Origin of the sequence: Candidatus Leptofilum sp., assembly GCF_965223285.1 — a bacterium.
Classification (GTDB): Bacteria; Chloroflexota; Anaerolineae; order Promineifilales; family Promineifilaceae; genus Leptofilum.
Genome location: NZ_OZ244997.1, coordinates 2,381,963 through 2,402,406, shown reverse-complemented (window position 1 = coordinate 2,402,406; position 20,444 = coordinate 2,381,963). Strand labels below are relative to the sequence as shown.

Annotated in this window: 16 protein-coding genes; 4 read left to right on the top strand and 12 right to left on the bottom strand. The window is 52.2% G+C overall.

Annotated features, from left to right (window positions below; all coding sequences use genetic code 11):
* Positions 1–73: 73 nt before the first annotated feature.
* The 3 genes from ACOQPU_RS11045 to ACOQPU_RS11035 form a co-directional block, all read right to left on the bottom strand.
* Positions 74–1,102 carry a CBASS cGAMP-activated phospholipase gene (locus ACOQPU_RS11045; RefSeq protein WP_420645163.1) on the bottom strand — a complete coding sequence of 343 codons (1,029 nt, stop codon included), beginning with the start codon at positions 1,100–1,102 and terminating at the stop codon, positions 74–76.
* A gap of 80 nt (positions 1,103–1,182) precedes the next feature.
* The gene (locus tag ACOQPU_RS11040; RefSeq protein WP_420645162.1) at positions 1,183–1,485 is read right to left on the bottom strand and encodes a hypothetical protein; all 303 of its coding nucleotides are present in this window, start codon (positions 1,483–1,485) and stop codon (positions 1,183–1,185) included.
* A gap of 333 nt (positions 1,486–1,818) precedes the next feature.
* Positions 1,819–2,538 carry a hypothetical protein gene (locus ACOQPU_RS11035; protein WP_420645161.1) on the bottom strand — a complete coding sequence of 240 codons (720 nt, stop codon included), beginning with the start codon at positions 2,536–2,538 and terminating at the stop codon, positions 1,819–1,821.
* A gap of 56 nt (positions 2,539–2,594) precedes the next feature.
* On the opposite strand from ACOQPU_RS11035, the gene ACOQPU_RS11030 reads away from it, so the two are divergent.
* Positions 2,595–5,534, top strand: a complete 2,940-nt coding sequence (locus ACOQPU_RS11030; protein ID WP_420645160.1) for a tetratricopeptide repeat protein — start codon at positions 2,595–2,597, stop codon at positions 5,532–5,534.
* Positions 5,535–6,079: 545 nt separating this feature from the next.
* Here the strand turns inward: ACOQPU_RS11030 and ACOQPU_RS11025 are convergent.
* Positions 6,080–7,270 carry a metallophosphoesterase gene (locus ACOQPU_RS11025; RefSeq protein WP_420645159.1) on the bottom strand — a complete coding sequence of 397 codons (1,191 nt, stop codon included), beginning with the start codon at positions 7,268–7,270 and terminating at the stop codon, positions 6,080–6,082.
* A gap of 106 nt (positions 7,271–7,376) precedes the next feature.
* On the opposite strand from ACOQPU_RS11025, the gene ACOQPU_RS11020 reads away from it, so the two are divergent.
* Positions 7,377–11,219, top strand: coding sequence for a protein kinase domain-containing protein (locus tag ACOQPU_RS11020; protein ID WP_420645158.1), 3,843 nt, complete (start codon positions 7,377–7,379; stop codon positions 11,217–11,219).
* 20 nt (positions 11,220–11,239) lie between these two features.
* Here the strand turns inward: ACOQPU_RS11020 and ACOQPU_RS11015 are convergent, their stop codons facing one another.
* From ACOQPU_RS11015 to ACOQPU_RS10990, 6 genes are all read right to left on the bottom strand, one after another.
* The gene (locus tag ACOQPU_RS11015) at positions 11,240–12,628 is read right to left on the bottom strand and encodes a hypothetical protein (RefSeq protein ID WP_420645157.1); all 1,389 of its coding nucleotides are present in this window, start codon (positions 12,626–12,628) and stop codon (positions 11,240–11,242) included.
* Positions 12,629–12,658: 30 nt separating this feature from the next.
* Complete coding sequence (locus tag ACOQPU_RS11010; RefSeq protein ID WP_420645156.1) at positions 12,659–14,002, bottom strand: FAD-dependent oxidoreductase; 1,344 nt, start codon at positions 14,000–14,002, stop codon at positions 12,659–12,661.
* A 210-nt stretch (positions 14,003–14,212) separates the two neighbouring features.
* On the bottom strand, positions 14,213–14,530 hold the full coding sequence (locus ACOQPU_RS11005) for a hypothetical protein (RefSeq protein WP_420645155.1): 318 nt from the start codon (positions 14,528–14,530) through the stop codon (positions 14,213–14,215).
* A 73-nt stretch (positions 14,531–14,603) separates the two neighbouring features.
* Positions 14,604–15,353, bottom strand: a complete 750-nt coding sequence (locus ACOQPU_RS11000; protein ID WP_420645154.1) for a hypothetical protein — start codon at positions 15,351–15,353, stop codon at positions 14,604–14,606.
* Between the two features lie 20 nt (positions 15,354–15,373).
* A complete protein-coding gene (locus ACOQPU_RS10995; protein ID WP_420645153.1) occupies positions 15,374–15,973 on the bottom strand; it encodes a hypothetical protein in 600 nt (199 codons plus the stop codon).
* Between the two features lie 79 nt (positions 15,974–16,052).
* Complete coding sequence (locus ACOQPU_RS10990) at positions 16,053–16,274, bottom strand: hypothetical protein (protein WP_420645152.1); 222 nt, start codon at positions 16,272–16,274, stop codon at positions 16,053–16,055.
* A 361-nt stretch (positions 16,275–16,635) separates the two neighbouring features.
* On the opposite strand from ACOQPU_RS10990, the gene ACOQPU_RS10985 reads away from it, so the two are divergent.
* Positions 16,636–17,865 (top strand): metallophosphoesterase, encoded by a 1,230-nt coding sequence (locus ACOQPU_RS10985; RefSeq protein WP_420645151.1) that lies wholly within the window; start codon positions 16,636–16,638, stop codon positions 17,863–17,865.
* An 81-nt stretch (positions 17,866–17,946) separates the two neighbouring features.
* Here the strand turns inward: ACOQPU_RS10985 and ACOQPU_RS10980 are convergent, their stop codons facing one another.
* A complete protein-coding gene (locus ACOQPU_RS10980; protein WP_420645150.1) occupies positions 17,947–18,732 on the bottom strand; it encodes an alpha/beta hydrolase in 786 nt (261 codons plus the stop codon).
* 111 nt (positions 18,733–18,843) lie between these two features.
* Here ACOQPU_RS10980 and ACOQPU_RS10975 point away from each other — a divergent pair, with 111 nt between their 5' ends.
* Positions 18,844–19,278, top strand: coding sequence for a YccF domain-containing protein (locus ACOQPU_RS10975; protein WP_420645149.1), 435 nt, complete (start codon positions 18,844–18,846; stop codon positions 19,276–19,278).
* An 85-nt stretch (positions 19,279–19,363) separates the two neighbouring features.
* Here ACOQPU_RS10975 and ACOQPU_RS10970 read toward each other — a convergent pair whose 3' ends face one another.
* Complete coding sequence (locus tag ACOQPU_RS10970) at positions 19,364–20,443, bottom strand: isocitrate/isopropylmalate family dehydrogenase (RefSeq protein ID WP_420645148.1); 1,080 nt, start codon at positions 20,441–20,443, stop codon at positions 19,364–19,366.
* Position 20,444: the final 1 nt, after the last annotated feature.

Here is a 20,444-nt window from a genome sequence, read left to right as displayed (position 1 = left end):
GCTTTTGAGGATGTGACAGTCACTTTCAAAAGTGACTGTCACACTGATGGACGCTTTTTATCCATAAGCCTTTTTAGGCTGGTGTTGGTTCTTCAATTGGCAACAGCTTTTCAACCAGCGAGTCCAGTTCGGCTTCGTGTTCATCGGCAAGCTGTACGCCGAGAGCCAGCAGACGATCCATATTGGTGGGCGTCACGTTGTCCAGCTCAGCCAGGTCGGTATCGTCTTTGGCAATGTTGGCCTGTAGCCGTAGGTAGTTTTGGGAACGGCCGTGTGCCTGGAACAATTGGCGCATTTGGTAATCCACCGTCTCCGACGCCCCGGCCATCATAATGTCGATGAGTGGTTTGAGCCATTGCACTACGCCCCAGTTTTTGACGCTTCGGTAAGGGTACGAACGGGAAATCTGACCCGTGCCTAGCGAGAGAATGACCATATTTTCAGCAGTGGGCTTGCCTGCCAGCTTGCGGTAAGCCTCCACGTAGGCGCACATGGCGGGGTTGTTGGCGAAGAGGCCCCCATCTACGTAAGCGTAGGGCGTACGGCCGTTTTCACCGGGCATCGCTTCAAAATAAGTGGGTGCCGCTGAGGTGGCTCGCGCCACGACCTTGATTGGGTAATCCTTGTCGTCGTTGCGGGCATCATGCTGGGTGAAGAACTTGGCTTTGCGTTGCGTCACGTCGTAAGCTGTGATGAGGCATGGCTTGATGAGCTGGCTGAGCCACAAATCGCCCACGCGCTCGTCAATCAGCCGTTCCAGACCGTGCGCTTCGTACCGTTCATCCCGCAAGCCATTCAGCGAGCGAATGCGTTTGCTCAGTGGCGCATCGAAGATTTCTGCACCATGATTTTGGTACAGATCGACGATATCCTGGGCAGAACAGGCGGGCGTCCACTCATTTTCGCCGGGAGCCAACAGCAGGCAAGTGATGAGACCCCCTGTGCTGGTGCCTGCGATCAGGTCGAAAAATTCGGCCAAGCGTGCTTCTGGGCGACCCGTGCGCTGCTGGAGCTTTCGTTCCAGGCTGACCAAAATCCGCCCTGGAATCAGACCGCGGATACCACCCCCATCAATTGTAAGAATTCGCGTCTGTTTGTTCATAACAACCTCCTGACTAGCTAAACGAAGGAACGGCCGTTTTTGCGGGAGGTTGGTGTGAAAAGTGGGTAAACAGTTATGATTCAAACAATGATGGTGTACAGATTGGTTTGCGTCCGGTTCCAGTCGAACAAATCTTGTACCGATTGCAGCCAGGTTTGGTAGGCGGCATCTGTGGCCGCCCAAGCATTGAGCGCCTCGAATTGGGCCAGCGTCTCAAAGCGGGAAACCACGTGAATACGAAAGCTGTCTCCGGCAAAATTGGTCAAAATTTCTGTGGTGGCTCCGAAATTGTTGAGTAGTTGGCTAAGCTGCTTTAATTTTTCAATTCCCTCGGCACGTCTTTCTGGCAAGTGGTAGACGGTGACGGCGCGGTAATAGCTCATATCATCTTCCCTTTATCTCTTTCCAGGCGACAGCCACAAACATATGCGGCTGCCGCCTCGGTTTAGAATTAAGAATCTATCCGAAAAAGCCACAGAGGAAAAAGAGAATCTGAGAAATGAACCTTTGCCTCTTAGCTCTCTGTGAACTCTGTGGCTAATATTCAGACAGGCATTAAGACGGAACCTGGGGCAGGGGAATTGGAAGTTGTGGAATCTGCTGCATGTTTACACTCCTTTGCACGTGACGTGTGAATAAGATACTGGCAGGATAGAAAACGGCCGTCAGCAGTTCGTGAACAATTTAGATGTGTTTATGTTGGTGGTGAATTGCGGCTAGGGAACCACACATGGTGATTCAGGCTCTGTAACGAGTTGCCCGCTGCCATTTGCCGAGAAAACCAGGCGATCCAGGCGAAAGCCAGCTGAACGCGCCGACAACTCCAAGGTGTGAAGTCCGGCTGTGACATCCTCAAAGATGGCTGCGCCCAAATTCCCGCCCCCGCGATCAAAGTTGAAATCATATGTCCAGGCATTGAGTACGTTAGAAAATGATTTTATCCAGGGGCCGTTGTCTAGCCGTACCCAAACATCGTTGTACAAACTGGGGTTGGTGGGGTGCGAATTGCGAATATTTAATTGGTAATCGCTCGATTTTGTAACGCTGATGGGGTAAGTGAGGATGCCGTTGCCGGGGGAACCATAATATTCTGGCCCGCGCCAGACGTAGTATCCATTGCCGATGTAGCCAGGGAAGCTGGTTTCTAATTGCCAATCATCAACGGCAGGTATCGACTCTATTTCAATCACAACCGCGTCACTGGTTTCCACGTACACGCAGGGGGCTTCGGGCACCATTACAAGCGGTAAGTAAGTAGCTAGGTCAGTCGATGATGGATTACTTCCAGGCAGGGCTGGCTGATCTAAAGCGTGGGTAGGCTGGGCTACCTTGCCAGTGGCATCCGTTAGAAAAATGAATAGTGACGAGATGAAAACGGCCGTTGCCAATCCACAAAAAAATAGGTGACGTAATCGTCGATTCTGTTGGCTGTGCATAAAAAATCCTTCGAGCTGAGTCTGTTGAGATTGTCCAAGTGTAGATGTGGAGCCGTTTGCGTGCCAAAGTTTTCATTTTTCGCTCAAAGCGGCGTTGCGTTTTACAATTTGCTATGGCGCAGCTCACCCTCTCCTTTTTAGGCACATTTCAGGTGGTACTGGGGGATAAACCCATCACCAAATTTCGCTCAGCCAACGTGCAGGGATTGTTGGTGTACCTTGCCCTTCATCCGGGGCGAGCGTTGTCGCGGGATGTGCTGGCGGCACTTTTTTGGCCCGATGAGCCAGACAGCACGGCCCGCACCAATTTCCGCCAAACGCTGTATCAGCTGCGCAAGCTGCTGGCGCACAAGGATGCGGCCCAACCCTTTCTCATCGTCACCCGTCAAACCGTCCAATTTAACCCGGAAAGTGATGCTCGCTGCGATGTCACAGCGTTTTTGCATTTGCTAAAGTTGGGGGATTTGGCAACGGCCGTTGGCCATCCAGGTGGCTTGTACGCCGGAGAGTTACTGCCCGGCTTTACCTGCGACAGTCTGGAGTTTGAAGATTGGCTGCGGCGGGAGCGAGAGCGACTGCACGGTTTGGCTCTGGACGCACTGCACCAGCGCACAGAGTGGTTGTTGAGCAGCGGCAATCTTGCCGAAGCCAAGGCGTTGGCGCAACGACAGCTTGAGTTGGAGCCGTGGCGGGAATTGGCTCATCGTCAAATGATGCAGGCGTTGGCATTGGCAGGCGACCGGCAGGGGGCGTTGGCGCAGTTTGCGTTATGCCAGAAGATTCTTTGGTCAGAGTTAGCCGTCGAGCCAGAGGCAGGAACGGCCGCTCTCGCTGAACAGATTGCCGCCGGAGAGGAGCTAACCTTTCAAACGCGCCCACAGCACAACCTGATTGCGCCCGTCACCGCTTACTTTGGTCGTGAGGAAGATTTGGCAGCCGTGCGCGAGCGTATCACCAACCGGGATTATCGGCTGGTGACGCTAGTAGGGGAAGGTGGCATCGGTAAATCTCGCCTGGCCCTGGAAGTATCCTGGCAGCTACGCGACCAGTTTGCCGACGGGGTTTGGTTTGTGCCGTTGGCGGGGCTGGCATTTGAACCTCCGGGAGGTTTGGTTAACGAGCAGGTTGGTGGGCAGAACCTCCCGGAGGTTATTGCCACGGCCGTTTTGCAAGCCCTCGATCAGCCATCGGTGGGACAACAATCTAGCAAAGCCCAACTGTTAACGTTTATGCAAACGCGCCAAATGCTGCTGGTGTTAGATAATTTTGAGCCGCTGCTCGCTGGTGCCCAACTGGTATTGGATTTGCTGCATCAAGCACCTGGCCTGTGCGTTATTTGCACCTCACGGGAGCCGCTCAACTTTCAGGCCGAATGGGTGCTGCCGCTGGCACGTTTGCCGCTGCCGCCTATCGCCGATCCTTTTTTGAACACAACGGCCGTTGCCCAGGACCCTACTACCTTCCCCGCCGTCCAGCTTTTTGTAGATCGGGCACAGCGAGCCAACGGCCGTTTCCAACTCAACGATGGCAATGTGGCCGAGGTTGTGACACTTTGCCGCCTGTTGGCCGGTTTGCCGCTGGCACTGGAACTGGCGGCAGCGGCTCTGCGTCATCAAATGATTGCCCAGCTTACTGCCACTGTACAGCACTCCATAGACAATCTCTCCACGCGACGCCGCGACATTCCCCTGCGCCACCGCTCCATGCGAGCCGTGTTCGACAGCTCCTGGGCAATGCTCACCCCAGATGAGCAAGCCCAATTTGCCAGCCTTTCCGTTTTTCTTGGCCCATTTAGCACGATGGCAGCAACGGCCGTTACCGATGCCACCCTGCCACAACTGCAAACCCTGCAAGAGAAATCACTGCTGCAACAAGAAGGGGATCGCTTTGTCTTTCACAGCTTGCTGCGTGAATTTGCCGCTGAAAAGCTGGCTGATTCGTCCGATCCCAACAGCGCAGCCAGCCGGCACAGCCATTACTATTTGCAGGCGGTGGCCGATTTGGTTGGGGCACTTAATGGCGAGATGCCGCATTTGGCGGTGCAGCGCATTGCTCGGGCATTGGAAAATATTCGGGGGGCGTGGGAAACGGCCGTTTCACAACAAGAATATTCGCTCATTCTCGCCGCCCTCGTCCCCCTCTCCGACTTTTGCCAAATTCGCGGCCTCTACCGCGAGGGCTTACGGCTATTTGGCGAGGCGGCAGCCTGGCTGCGTCAGCAAGCCCCCAAGCAAAACGATGCCCTGGCTAAGCTGTTGACGCAACAAGCAGCCATGCACGTTCGCCTTTCTGATTATCCCCAGGCAATTGCACAAATTGAGGAAGCCTTGTTTTTAACAGCCGACGACTGGGTAACCGCCCGGTTGCACATCACCTGGGGCGAGGCATTGTGGCGGCAAGGCAACTTAGCTGAGGCTGAAAACAAACTTCAGGAAGCATTGAGCGTGGCACAGGCGATAGATTCACAGTCACTCATTGGCATTGCTACTTTTCATTTAGGCGTGGTGCAAGACCTCAATGGCACAGAATGGCTTGCTTTAGAGTCTTTTGAAGCTGCACTGACAATCTGGCGGCAGTTGGGGAACCTGCGCTGGCAGGGGTTTACCTTAAATAGCATTGGGAACGTCGCACAGCGGGTGTCGAAGCCCGCATTGGCCGAAACTTCTTTGAGGGAAGCATTGCGAATTGGTCAGGCAAATAATGATCGGCAAGCACAAAGTTCAACCTTGAATAATTTGAGCTTGTTGGCAACTAAACAAGGTGAATTTGCTAAGGCAAATGATTATTTGTGCAAGGCCCTTACATTGGCAAAAGCGTCTGGAGATTTGGAGCGACAAGGGCGTTTGAACCACAATTTGGCCTGGAATGCCAAACAAGCTGCTCAGCTTGCTGAGGCCACAACGTTTGCCGAAGATGCGTTGGCAATTTATATGCAGATTGGCAATACGCAGGAAGAGAAAAAGGTGCGTCAGTTGCTAGAGGATTTAGTGGGGTGAGAAATAAAAATGGGTGTGGCTCAAAAAGCCACACCCATACATTGCATCCAAAAGAGTTGGTTTAGCCGCCGCAGTGGTCACCACCGCCACCGTTGCAAGTTCCTAAAATGATGCTGATCACTGGTTTAAACTGAACGATCTGCGATAAGAATAGAACACCCGAAATCATTAAACTATACATTTTTAATCTCCTTTACGAACTATTTGATCCGATACAAGTTGTGGGGCATTGGGTGTTCCGGCCGGGTGTCCCTTTGCTGGGTAAAAGCGGATAAGTTCCTGATAATTTCAGAGTTGTTTTCCGCTTTTACCTTGGCAAATCACATTCAAAATGGTTTGCTTATTTCTAAAAACTTCGTGTGATTTGCTTAAGTGATTGCAGGATAGCGAACGGCCGTCTTCAGTTCGTCAGCAAATTTTTGGGGTTGCGTCAGCAGATCGTCAGCGGAATTTTGGGGGGAAGGTAAGACAAAAAAAGAGTACCGTTTGGGGCGGTACTCTTAGGCAATTATGGCCTCAAAGTTGAGGGTGTAAAACAGTTTTGGCTAGGCAGCCACACCGTGCTTGTGGCCGTTGGCGACGGGAGCGGCCACGCTTGGCACACTGGCTGATTTTTCCACAGTGAAATTCGGGTTCACCGTGGCAAATACCTTGTCTAGCGGTGCGGATGTTAACTCTTTGACGTTTGGTTCGCCCGTATCATCTGGCCAACGCACCAGGCGGATACGGCCGTCAGCAATCTCCAGCCCTGTAATTTTGCCATCAGAGAAGCTGCAACAGCCGCTGTTGAAGTAGCATGATTTTTCAGTTTCCGGGTAGGCTTCATCGGCGTGGGTGGGCTGATTGCCTTGTGCCCGCACCCATTCCAGCTCGGCAGCAAGGGCGGCTCTTTTAGCTGGCTCAACAGCATTGGCCAACGCCTCTACCAGCTGTGCCTCATGCGTTTTGGATTCAAAGACCGGGTAATGAGTGTGCCCCGTGACGAGTACCAAACTTTCTTGCTCGGCAGCCCAGTTGTACATGGCGATATTGGTTAATTGGCGCTTTTGCCAATTGGTAGCCGGGGTGTTGAGCCGTTTTTTGGTGATTTGTTGGAAGTATCGCCAAAAATAGCGCACGAACAAACGAGAAAGGTGCGTCAGGTAGTCGCTCTCGATGGAACCTTGGTGACCATGTGCCAAATAAAATTCGCCCACTGCCTGTCCATCTTTTTGCACTGGGATTTTGAGGCTTTCAAAGACGGTCAGTGGTTTGTCTCCAAAGTTTTTCTGCAAGTAGTAGTTGACGAGACGGCCGTATTTCCAGATGTCGTCATGGTTGCCAAAGACGCGATGATAACGGCCGTCTTGGTGAAATTGCGCCTCTAATTTCAGGGAATGTTCGTAATTGTACAGCACTTTGGACGGCCGTTCTTCCCATAACTCTTCAACATCGCCCAGGGTAATGAGGTGGTAGCCCATCTCAAAGTAGTAGGCGAGCGCAGCATTGTAAGCCCGCTCTGAGGCTTGAAAATCGTCTGCCCCGTTTCGCCCGCCGCGATGTTGGTCTGAAAAAATAATGTATTTTGGGTGGGCAGCATCCAGGTCGATGGTTGGCAGCTCCGCTAGACACGCTTTGTTTGCATAGGCTTTATCCAATCCAGCAAGGATGTTGGCTTCCAAAAAGGCGTGCCAGCCCGCTTTTAATGATCCTTCTTGCCAGGTGACTTTAATTGCATTCCAAATACGTTTCAACATGAGATTCCTCCAAACTTACAACTGATAAACCTTTACTGGATAAATTGATAAACGAGAACTTTATTGAAGTTCCAGCATCAGTTTAGGCAACGGCCGTCAGCAAAATGTGAACAGGTATCGTCAAAAACGGCCGCTTTGCGTAAAATGGCTCATGTCCCTGCTAGAAGTCTCCTTTTTTGGCACATTTCAGGTGAAATTGGACGGAAAACCTCTGACCAATTTTCGCTCGGTGAACACGCAAGGTTTGCTCATTTATCTGATGATGCAGGCAGAACGGCCGTTCCCCCGCGAACTTCTGGCCACCCTCTTTTGGCCAGACGTACCAGACAGCACCGCCAAGAAAAACCTGCGCCAAACCCTCTACCAACTGCGCCAACTTTTTGACATAGAAGCCACAGAGGACACAGAGAAAAAAGAGGGTTTATCCTCTCAAAACTCTGTGCTCTCTGTGGCAAAAAAACCCTACTTGCTGGTGAGCCGCCAAAATATTCAGTGGAACCCTGACAGTGATTATGTTTTAGATGTGCAATCGTTTTTGGCAGATTTGGCGCGTGGGGAGTTGGCAACGGCCGTCGGCCATTACACAGGCGAACTCCTCCCCGGCTTTACCTGCGACAGCCTGGAATTTGAAAGCTGGCTGCGCCAGGAGCGGGAGCGGCTGCACCGTCTGGCTCTCACCGCCCTCGATGATTTGACCGAGCGGCAAATGACCCAAGCGGACTTTGTAGCCGCGCAGGCCACCGCCCGCCGCCAACTGCAGTTGGAACCGTGGCGGGAATCTGCCCACCGCCAACAGATGCGGGCTTTGGCACTGGCTGGGGATCGCAGCGCGGCGTTGGCGCAGTTTGAACTGTGCCAGCAGGTGCTGGACGAGGAGCTAGGCGCACCGCCAGAGCGGGAGACGGTCAATCTGGCGGCGCAAATCGAGGCAGGGGCGTTTGGCAAAGACGAGGCTGACCTCATCGCCGGGAAGTATGAGTTGGGCGAACAAATTGGGCAGGGGGCGATGGGCACGGTCTATCGCGGGCGTGACAGCCTGACGGGGCAGCCCGTCGCCATCAAAATGCTGGATCGCAGCCGCGTGGCGAACGATCCGCAGCTTGTTGAGCGGTTCCGGCGGGAAGGGGAGGCACTGCGCCAGTTGTCTCATCCTAACATTGTGCAGTTGCTAGCCACCGATGAGAAAGAGGGACACCATTATTTGGTGATGGAACTCATCGAAGGGGGGGACTTGCTCGATTTTCTGGGCACTCAACCCCAGCCGCCGCTGCCCCGGGTGCTTTCAATTGCTCTGGATTTAAGCGACGCGCTGATCCGCGCCCATCGTTTGAACATTTTGCACCGGGACATTAAGCCGGCCAACGTTTTGCTGGATGCAAACGGCCGTCCCAAGCTAACAGATTTTGGCATTGCCCGCCTAGGCGAAGAGTCCACCCTAACACAGCATGGGGCGGTGCTGGGGACGGTGGCTTACCTCAGCCCCGAAGCCTGCCAGGGGGAACCGCTGGACGAACGCGCCGATATTTGGGCGTTTGGTTTGCTGCTGTATGAGATGCTGGCGGGGGAACGGCCGTTTGCCAAACCCACCTCTGCCGCTACCCTCATGGCCATCCTGCAAGAACCTGTCCCCGACATTGGCACCATCCGCCACGATTTGCCGCCCGCCCTCACCAAGTTGCTAGATCAGATGCTGCGAAAAGATAAAAACGAGCGCATGGCTTCGGTTCGCTTGGTTGGGGCGGCGTTAGAGGCGATTTTGCAGGGCGTACAGGCTGGCACTGCAGACGAGATTATTTTGAACACGCCCCCGCCGCAGCCCGTACCGCCTGCACCACAATCCGCTGCGCCCGCTGGCCCGTTTCAGGCACCCAATGCGCCGCCGCACTTTGTGGGACGTGAGGGGGTGCTGGCGGAAATGGCCGATTTGCTGCGACAGGAGCAGGTGGTGGCTTTGGTGGGGATGGGGGGCATTGGCAAAACGTCGCTGGCAACGGCCGTTGCCCACCAGCTGCGCCCCCACTTTGCCGATGGCGTGCTGTGGGCCAACACGCACAGCAGCGACTCCAGCAACATTTTGGAGCTGTGGGGTCGCGCCTACGACCATAATTTTAGTGGATTAACGGATTTGGCGAGTCGAGAAACGGCCGTGCGGAGCCTGCTGGTAGACAAACAAACCCTGCTATTGCTAGATGACGTAGATGACGCCGCCGAAGCCCGTCCGCTGCTGCTGCACGGGACACGCGGGGCGGTGTTGCTGACCACCCGCAATCTGGACATCGCCGCCGCGCTCAACGCCCACGCCTACCTCGTGCCAGAGCTGTCGGCAGAAAGCAGCCGTGCCTTGCTCACCGAGATTTTGGGCGAGCAGCGGGTTCAGGCCAGCCCGGAAGAAGCGGCCGCTGCGGAACAAATTGGCAACTTGCTGCATCATCTGCCGCTGGCGGTAGAGATTGCCGCCCAGCGGCTCAAATCCCGCGCCCGGATGACGCTAGCGGCAATGGCTCAGCGACTGCAGGATGAGCAGCAGCGGCTCGGTCTGGCGATCAGCGATTCGGCCGTGCGGGCTTCGTTTGAGGTGAGCTGGGATGCTCTCGACGAAAATCTGCAGCTATTTTTTACCAAGATTGCCGTGTTTGCGGGACGGCCGTTCACCGCCCAAGCCCTCGCTGCCGTCGCCGACTGGAACATCTACCTGGCTGAAGATGATTTGTACACGCTCACCACGCTCTCGCTGGTGCAAGAGGTGGGCGAGACGCGCTACAGGCAGCATCCCCTGCTGGCTGACTTTGCCGCCGAAAAGCTGGGCGACAACGACGTGGCCAACGAGCGGATGGTGCGTTACTTCCTCAAATATGCTCAAGAGAATCAAGAAAATTTCGAGGCACTTGATCCAGAGTGGGAGAATTTGCTGGCGGCGGTGCAGGTGGCGCACGATGAGCGCATCTGGCGGCTGGTCCTGGATTTAACCCAGGCGTTGGGGACGAGTTGGTTCAGATACGGCCGTTACCACGACGCAAACACCGCGTACGCTTTGGCAGAAACGGCCGCAAAGAAATTAGACTCCGACGAAGATTTAGCCCACACGCTGCTCAACTGGGCCGAAGTGGCCATTGAGCAAAGTAATTATGATGCGGCTTGGGAATGGCTGGAAACGGCCGTGCAAACCTTTTATCAGCAAGAAGATGATCAAGCTATTGCCAAAACCAAATACTTTCAAGGCATGATCTTATTCGAGCAATCGGAGTTTAAAAGCGCAAAGGAAGTACTAAAACACAGTATCAGCATTTATCAGCAGCTTGCCGATCTTGAAGCAGAAGCCGCTGCGACTTACCTTTTGGCTGATGTTTATTTCAATACTGAAAGCGACACGGAACTATCAAAGAAAACCGCACATGAAGCGATGAAAATGCTGCAAAATGTTGAAAACGAATCTATTCAAATCAAGCTGTGTCGGCTGCTCTCAAATATTAGCCTGCGCGACGGTGATCTAGACCGTGCAGAAGTATATGCTAAACAAGGCGTTGCCCTAAGCGAAAGCATGAACAATCCAGCGGAAAAGGGATTTGCCATCTTTCAGTTAATTGTTGTAAACAGCCTGACTGAAAATTATGCACGGGCAGCAGAAATTGCCGCTGATTGCCTCAACATATTTCGCAGATTAGGTAATAAACGCTATGAAGCAATGGTGTTGCACGAAATAAGCCTCAACCATGTGCTTTGCGGAGAACCAAACAAAGCGATGCCATTGACCCAACAAACGCTCCAGATTTATCGGGAGGTGCAGGATCGACTAGGATATGGGTATGCTATGCGTCAACTCGGTGATATTTATCAGAGACTTGACCAGCCAGAGAAAGGACGTGAAGCTTGGGAAGAGGCTCACCAAATTGCCCAATTTTTAAATAATGCCAACTTGTTGCAGCAAATGGAAAAACGCCTCAACAATTAACCTGCCAAACTTCCCGTTGCTCAAATGTCTCTACCTGGGTGACTGCCACCACCACCTCTCCCAGGGTCATCATCAATAAAATCGTAAGAGAAATAAAGTTCTATCGTATCAGGCAAGCCAGAAGCGCGAATTGGCATATAAACTGATTGGGCTGTGGAATTCAAGTGAGTGCTTAGTAATTCATCGGTGCCGCCGCCAATAGCATTGCCATCACTATCGTAGGCAATTGCAAAAATGTAATCAAAGCCACCATTGGTTATTATTTCTGTTAGGTGAAATTCAAAATCGATTAGACCTGGAAAGATAATATTCGCATTTTGGTTTGTAAAACTTACTTGGTCTTTTGGAATAAGTCGAGTAGGTAAGGTGGTGGGATCAACGGGTGTGTATTCCTCCGGTTCAATCACGATCTCAGTTTCTGCAATAAGATCAGGTGATTCTACAAATATTGATCCCTTCAAATCCCAGCCCCGTAAGGGCTGGATGTCGCCAATATTTCCTTGACCCTGTCCTAAAATATTGCCAGCTGCATCCAGGATATTAATTGAGAAGGTACTGTTTGTTGCTACAAAATTGGCGTTGGGGTTGCTGACATTAAAACTGAATTGGACTTCATTGGTATCTTCTAATGAACTGTCTTCTTCCGCACTTTCCTGAAGAAGCCAAATGCCGGTTGCGCTAGGGACAAAGCTTGACCGCCACTCTAGAGAGAGTGGCGTGTCGGAAATGGGTATGGCTTCAGCCGAAATGATGGAAATTTTGACGAGTTCGTAGGCGGTTGTGCTGCCTGGGAAATATGACTCGCCCAGGTTAATTGTTTCCAGCGGATAAAAATCTCTCACACTCTCAACTTTGTGTTCGTTGACAACATTGTCGCCGGCATCGGTGAAGGTAACCAGATATTGCACATTGGTAATGTAATGGTCGGCGCTCGTGTTTGTGAGGGTGAAACCATAGGCTACTTTGTTGCCCGGAGCCTCATCTTGCCAGGCGCCCATTTGCCCAACAGTGAGCGGTGCATTCACACCTGTTATCTGAACGTTTGGAATCGGCCGTAAACTGCCTAAATTTGGAATCCAATCCTGATTTAAGCCAGCAAAGGGGTTTTCATTTTCCGGGATTTCTGGGTCAGAACTTTGATTGTTTGCTTCTTCCTCAGCTTCTGTGCCACTACTCTCGGTGCCAGATTCATTAAGGATTTCTTGAGCATCTTCCTCTGTTTCATCGTTTGGTACAGGCGTTGCTTCGTTCAAAGATGGCTGATTATTTTCTGGCGTTGGCGTTTGGGGGTCTGAACAACTCACCGCTCCCATTGTAAATATTAGGAATAAAATGAGTAGGGTAAGCGCTCTATAAATTGAGAAGTGCTGCCATACTTTTTGGTGCCGTAATGCTAGAAAGTGGTTCATGTTACCCTCCAAATATTCAACCGCTTTTGTTTAGGCCAGAGGTTGTACGGGCTTGCTGCGTAAGCTGTGACGCATCACGCGCCACGCTATTTTTGGCGCAAACAAGGCAGTGGATGGGGCGATTAAATTTTGTACCTGGACGAAGGTTTTATGGACAATCTGTTCATTTGGAATGGCGTCTAGGACTTTGGGCATGTACCAGCCTGCAAATCGTTCGGGGAGTGAAGTCGCCTCTTCATTGCCCAGCCATTCCAAATCGGCGCTGGTAGCCAGCAGCCAGGCGGGTTCCACAATCTTAGGATACTTCTTTTGGAAGGATTGCGCTACGCCAGTTAAACGGCCGTTGCTTTTGCTCAGCATCTCCCCCAATTCTGCGGCGGCCATAGCCGAAACCGTCATGCCCTGCCCGTACACCGGATTGAAGCCGCAAACCGCATCGCCCAGTGCCACCAGGCCATCGGGCCAGCGGTTGAGCTTCTCGTAATGGCGCATCCGGTTTTCCGTGCGGCGGTAGCCGATGATGTTGCTGACTGGCTCGGCATTTTGAATGGCCGCGTGAAATTCTGGCTCCATATCTTTAGCAAAGGCGAGAAAGCCAGCTTCATCGGTTGGGGGATAATCGGCCAGGATGCCCGCCAGCATCACCATCCAGATGCCATTTTCTTCGCTGTAGATGAGTCCGGCGCGGCTTTGGTGGGGAGGTTCCACGCCAATGAGCATGGTGTCCCAACTGGGGGCGGGGGTGGGGATTTTGTAGCGGCGGCCAGCGTAGCCTAACTTCACATCAATAACGGTTTCTTCGGGGGCGTCGTAGCCAATATCCCGGAGCCAATCGGGTAATTTGGAGCTTCGTCCGCTGGCATCTACGATGAAAGCGGCCGTTTCCACCCCATCATCCCGTCCATCCTTCCAGCGCACCCGCACGCCTTCCACCGTGCCCTTGTTGGTGACCAAACCTTGCACCTGCGCCCCGCCACAAAGCTCTACATTGGGCAAGGCAGCAACCCGCTTCCGCAAAATGGATTCCAGCAGAAGGCGACTGCAGGCATAGGTAATGATGTTGCTTTGGAACTGGGGCAGCCATTGGCCGCGAATTTTGGCACGCGCATTCTCGGTGAGATCAATGCGGTTAGCCCCGGCCGCCACAAGCTCCTGGCCAATGCCGGGGAAAAGCTGGAGCATAATTTGTGCGCCGCGCTCTAGCAGCACGTGGACATGCTTGTCTTGGGGCACGCCAGCCCGCGAAGTGACCCCGGTTGGCAGCTCATCTCGCTCTAAAACGGTCACTTGCTCAAAGTGGTCGGCCAAAACGCGAGCTGTCCACAGCCCAGCCAAACTGCCGCCAATAACAATGGCGCGTGCTTGATGTTTCATCTGGTATCTCCCTGTGAATCAGTTATTGGTTTTTCGCTACTATTTGAATACGCAAGGGTTGGCTTGTTGCATTGATTTTGATGACCGGAGATATTATACGCTTGATTGTCATTAGCGTGATAACTTTTTCATCAGAATTGTCCGAAGATTGATTCAATCTTTGGGGGGTGCTCATGGTACCTGCAAAAATTGAACCAATCTTGATAGAAATTAAGCCAGTTCGTAGGTTGCTTCGATGGTGTAGAAGGTACGGGAGCCGGATTGCTGGGGCATTTCGCCCAATGCCGCGCTCCGTGCCTGGATTTCGGGGTTAGCAAAGGCAGCTCGCATCATGGCGAAATACGCATCGAGGCTTTCCACTTCTGCTTCAAAAATGACGGTCTCGAAACGGCCGCTTAAATCTGTGAGCACCCGCGCCCGTTTAATCACATCCTGCTGTTCTAGCAGATCCGCCTGCGCCTTGATTCGCTCGACGGCGACGTGTGCGCCGCCCATTTTGCACTGAAATTCATCGCGTACCAATATCATGATTTGTCTCCTTTTTTCTTGAAATTGATGATAGATAGTTTATGAAACGGCCGTTAGCAGTTCGTGAACAGCCTCATTCTGGAAACTGAATCTCGATGGCGTGGCAAACATCGTTGGCCAGCCAGCCGTTGGTTGTGCCAGGTGCCGGATTCAAAATTTCCAATGGAATGGGACCTCCACCAACTGTGGGGTAGAAGAAAACCTGTACCTGCACTTCTGAACGGCTCAGAGGTAAATTGCGTAGCCAGCCGGAGTCCAGCCAACCTTGCTTGGCCGTCCATGTGGCCAGTTGGTGGCCGGATGGCTCTTGCATCATGTAAATGCCATCCTCCGGCGTGCCGTCTACCTGGTTTCGCCCAATTTCTAGATCGAAGCGGGTACAGCCACGGCCGCTTCCGGGCGTCACGGTAACTTCCGGCGGGACAGGTATAATCTTGGTGACCACAATTTGCTCAGTTTCTGTCACAATTCGGGTCACCGGCACTTCTGTAACCACTTCTTCGGGAACGATGCGGGTAACCTCGACAGTCTCGTTGACGATGCGAGTTACTGGCACTTCCGTCACGCCAACTTCTGAAACAATGCGAGTGACTTCGATCTCATCGTACACAACAACGGTCACTGGCACTTCCGTTACATCACCAGGTATCATGCGAGTAACTTCCACGACCCTTTCCGGCCCGAAGCAGCTGCCAATCAGAATCCCCAGCAGCAACATAAGCAAAATTGCTAAACCATATCCTAGCCAACGCGAAAGGGGGATATCTTCATTATCTTCATTGATGTCATCATAATTGTTATCATAATTTTCTTTACTTAACATAATCGAATACCCCTTGATGATTAATTGGAAATTAACAGGCTTAGGTTATGCGGCTGGACACACGGCCGTATACGGTGTTCCACGTAGTATTGTTGAGGCGTTTGCGGTTTGGGTTTCGGGCGTTTGCCGCGCGACAAATAAGCAATGGCGTCCTCAATTGAACCGCCGTAGGTAATAACCGGCACGCCACGTGGACTCTTTTCTTCGGCGATGGGTTGGGCAAAACGGCCGTATAGCTTGTTGGTGTAGGGATTGGCTTTTTCAGCCTGGAGCCGCAGATGGGTAACGTCCGTTCCCTGATACCGCTGCAGCGTAAATAAAAGGCCATGATGAAACAGCCGGGTCAAGCGATAACCTGGCAAAATTGCGCCCACGTACAGGTAGAGGACCTCTCTGTTCTTGAAATCACGTTTGGGTTCACCTAAAAAGTAACCCAATGCGCCCAGTAATTTGTTCTCAAAAAATCCGCCAGTTACCTGTCCTTTGGTAAATATGAGATTTGTAATCTTTTCTGCGGCGGTTCGGTCTGGTAAACAAAGTTCTTCACGTGAGGCAAAAAACAGGTCAGTCACCGCTTCCATTTCGTTAAAATGACACGTTCGGTACGTAAAATTTTTCATTCGATACACTCCAAAATGTAATGATCAGCACTTATGCAGTCTGGTTCGGGCGAGTGTGTAAGTCTTAATGAATTTCTATTTATTGAATGAGCCAGCAGTTGGGAACGGCCGTTTCAGTTGAAAATGGGTCTAATGATTCTTCTAAGGCTTCACACCGCTCATCGATCATCAGATTGCCAAGCACAGGGCCAACGGCCGTTAAAATGAGCAAGAGAGTGATCACCATGACAACCATGCCCAGAGCAAACCGGACGGCATAGCTGGGCATTTGGCCTTGTTGGGTCGTACTGTTTGTGGACATTACAAACTCCTTATTGAGTGACTGTTGTTGATGGCAGGAGCATGCCAAACGGCCGTCAGCAGTTCGTGAACAGTTTGTGGGGCCGTGCAGTTGGGTAAGACAAACGGTAAGAAAAGTGGGGCAAGCTAGCGATATAAATGGTGGGGCGTGCGTTGACCAACTTCCTGTAGCCAACTGTAGTTCCCAAACGAAATCTGTGACGAACCAAGCGCAAGTTTGTCTAGCGAACCACAGAAACTATTTTGAAAAACGAAACGAGATTTCTCTCTGGTTTGCTCAAGTAAAAACCAATTTCGAGACCTTTTTAACTCAACTATCTTTTTGGTTTTTACACTAATGCAGGGGATACCAAAAACTAGCGATGCAAAATACAACGTTGACAAAAGAAAGCCACGAATTGAACGAACCGACAGTTGATATTTTAGAAGAAGGCTGGCTGCACAAAATCATGCTACTCTTTCATCTACCCACGCGTCTGCCGGGTATATTTGTGGTGGGTTTGGCACTTGCCGTGGCCGCTATAACTGGAGCTGGCTGGTGGTTGCTCACGGGTGACCAGGCAATGGCAGAGCTTATAGCGGTTTTGCTGGCACTGTTTATAGCAGCCGACTTAACTTTGCTGCTTTCTTTGCCACAGCAAAAAGTCTCTTTTGGGCCCTGGAAGGCGCAGCTTTTTGTGCTGGCCTTGCCTCGGTTGGTTGCCACACTTGGTTTGGCTTCGGTGGCCGCATTGCTGCCGGGCAATTGGCCGCTCTGGCTATTCTTGGGGGCGCAGGTGGTGGGGACGGCCGCGTTCATTCGGGGTTACTTCTTTGAACCATTTAAGCTCAAGTTAACGGCCGTTATGACCTTCACCGACCGCCTGCCATTGGGCACCGAGCCAATCAAGGTGCTGCACATCAGCGATTTGCATATCGAACGGCTAACCGAGCGGGAAAACAAGGTGCTTGAGCTGGCTTGCGAAGCCAAACCGGACCTCATCGTCATCTCTGGCGACTACGTGAACCTGTCTTACAATCGTGATCCAGAAACCTTGCGGCAGGTGCGTCAACTGCTCAGTCAGCTATCTGCTCCACATGGCGTGTTTGCCACCTTGGGCAGCCCCCCGGTTGATTTGCGCGAGACAGTTGTGCCTATATTTGATGATTTGCGGAACGTGACCCTGCTGCGGCATGGTTGGCAAGAACTGGCTTTGGGCAACGGCCGTTCCCTCACTGTGATGGGGATGGATTGCAGCCACGATTTGCCTGTTGATGCGGGTCGGTTGGCCCGTTTGGCGGCAGCTGCCTCAAGCGATGCTCCTCAACTGCTGGTTTACCACTCCCCAGAACTGATGCCCGAAGCAGCGCAGCATGGCATCGACTTGTATGTGTGTGGCCACACGCACGGCGGCCAAGTACGGTTGCCCATCGTCGGCCCCATTTTTACCAGCTCCCAGCTAGGACGCCGTTTTGTGATGGGGTTATATAGACTCGGCCGTACGACGCTATATGTAAGCCGAGGCATCGGCCTCGAAGGGCTTAGTGCCCCCCGCGTCCGCTTCATGTGTCCCCCCGAAATGACGCTCATCACGATTATGCCCAATGGCTAATATGATTTTGAATTGTGAATAATTAACGGCTAATTGCGAATGAAGAGTATTTGCATATCTTTCACAATTCAAAATTCACGATTAATCAATTCCCTGATTTTCTAGCCACATCAACATCTTTCCCGCCACTTGTTCCCAGCCTGCTTCCAGCATCATGTCATGCGCCATTGGGAAAAAATGGGGTGTTGTGTTGTAGGCGTGGGCCGTGGCTTTTACTTCATTCATGCTGAAAATCGCATCGTCTTGCCCACCGAATACCAACATTGGCGTCTGCACGCGAGCCGGGCGCGGCAAATTGAAAAGGAGCATGTCTAAAAAGCCGCGATACGATTCATCGCCCAATTTGGTAAAGTAGCGGTTGACCTGTTCTTGAGGCATGTCTTGGGAGAAGAAGTGAAATTTGGTCAGTTCGGCCGTTTCCACCAGTGGATACAAGCTCAATTTTAAGTTCAACTTTGCAAATTGCTTTGGAAAACGCCATGCTGACCGTAAGGCAATTCGCCAAACACCTTGCGGCGGTACGGAGGCCAACAAGATCGCCCCTGGCAACGTCGTGGTCTCCAAATATTTTTGCACCACATAGCCACCCATCGAATGCCCGATGATGATTGGTGGCTGCGGCAGCTTGGCAACCGTTTCGGCCACATCAGCCACGTAATCCGCTGCTGCCGTCCAGCGCAGCCGTTCCCGACCCTCACTTTGCCCATGCCCACGCAGGCTAGGCGCGTAGACAGCGTACCCTTGTTCAGCAAAATAAGGCAGGAAATATTCATCCCAGCACCAAGCCCCATGCCAGGCACCATGAATAAAAAGTAAGGGTGTCTGTTTTGTTTTTTTAGCCGGTTCACGGACGATTAATTCGAGCATTGTGTTCTCCTAGTTTGCAACATTTTGGTTGAAAAGGCGTATAGCATTATATAAATTAAAATATGGTTGGTCACATTCTCTGAGTTGACCAATTACTGTGTGAGGCTAAAAATGAGTACTGATTCGGTAACAATGAAAATAAAAGAAAATAACCCAGAAACGCCCTTTTTGCTGCGCGTGATCTGGTTCTTCGTGTTCGGCTGGGAGCTAACAGGCATCTGGATTTTGGTGGCCTGGGCGTTGAATGCGTCGATAATCGGTTTGCCGTTAGGTTTGTGGATGATTGACCGGGTGCCGCAGGTGCTTACCCTGAAGGCGCGACCTGGGGTGATGGTGACGGACATGAAAGACGGCCGTTCCCAATTCCTACCCGCTTCCAATGCACCATTCCTAATCCGGGCTGCTTATTTTGTACTGTTCGGCTGGTGGTTTAGCTTGATCTGGGCACTGTTGGCTTACTTGCTGTGCGCCACAATTATTGGGTTGCCTCTGGGGGTAATGATGCTAAACGGTCTGCCCGCCGTTACCACTTTGGTCCACAGTTAATTGAACGTGAGACCTTTCTGGAAAAATTTAACCTAAAAAGGGAATCGCCCCGCTCTGGAAAAGGAGCGGGGCTTTTTGTTTTCTGTTACGACAGAGCCGACCATACTTCCAGTTTAGCTCGCACCCGACGAATAACTTCATTGGTAAACTCATCTGTATTGGCCGTGCCACCGATGTCGGCCGTTTTGGTGCCATCGTACACGGTTTCCAGCGTAGATTCATAAATGGCACGGCTGGCTCGCTTTGCTTCTGGCTCATGCATAAAAGAAAGCAGCCCTGCTGAGGCCAGAATCATCGCCATCGGATTGGCTCGATTTTGCCCCTCCAGGGTGGGGGCAGTGCCGTGTGGAGCCTCCGCCATTACGCAATCGACCTCACCATCATCGTCCACCGAAATCACCATCGACTCTGAGCCAGCAATGGAGCCAAACATTTGCAGCACCATGTCAGAGAGCAAATCACCATCCCGGTTTAGGCTAGGGATGACGAGCGGCTCGCCCGTGGTAGCCAGCAGCAGGGCAAAGGTGGCGTCGATGAGCTGCGGCTCATACCGTACGCTGGGATATTTTTTGGCAATGGCGTCCATTTCTTCCTTAAACATCCCTTCATAGACTGGACTTACGGTGAATTTGGGGCCACCAAATACTTTTGCCCCCGTGTTGTGGGCGTGCAAAAAGGCATATTCAGCCACAGCGCGACAAACGCGACGCGATACTTTCTCGGTCCGATAAGCGACTTCATCGAGGGAGCCATCTTCCCCTTCACGCCACTCTTTGGCTCCATACGCATCGTCCCGCGCCATGCGCACCACGCTGATGGGAGCATACACGCCAGCGATGGGGCGCACGCCTGGGATGCGTCGGCCAGTGCGCAAAATCACTTCGGCATCCATCTCTTCACGCAAAATGCGGTTGGGACTGCCTACGTCTCCTTTTTGCTCTGGAGTAACAGTCGCGGCTTTGAGGGCAAGGTGATATTGGCGCATCGCCTTGCCTGCTTCGTAAACAACCTGGTTGTTGGTCGCGCGGCGGTTTTCCAAGCTAAGGTCAAAGCGTAAAAAATCTAATTCCATACGAATGACGCCCGGTTCAAGAACGCGAACTGCTTCTTCTAACAGCTCCTGGCCAGTTTGGTCGCCTTCTAAAATAACGATTGTTCGGGTCATA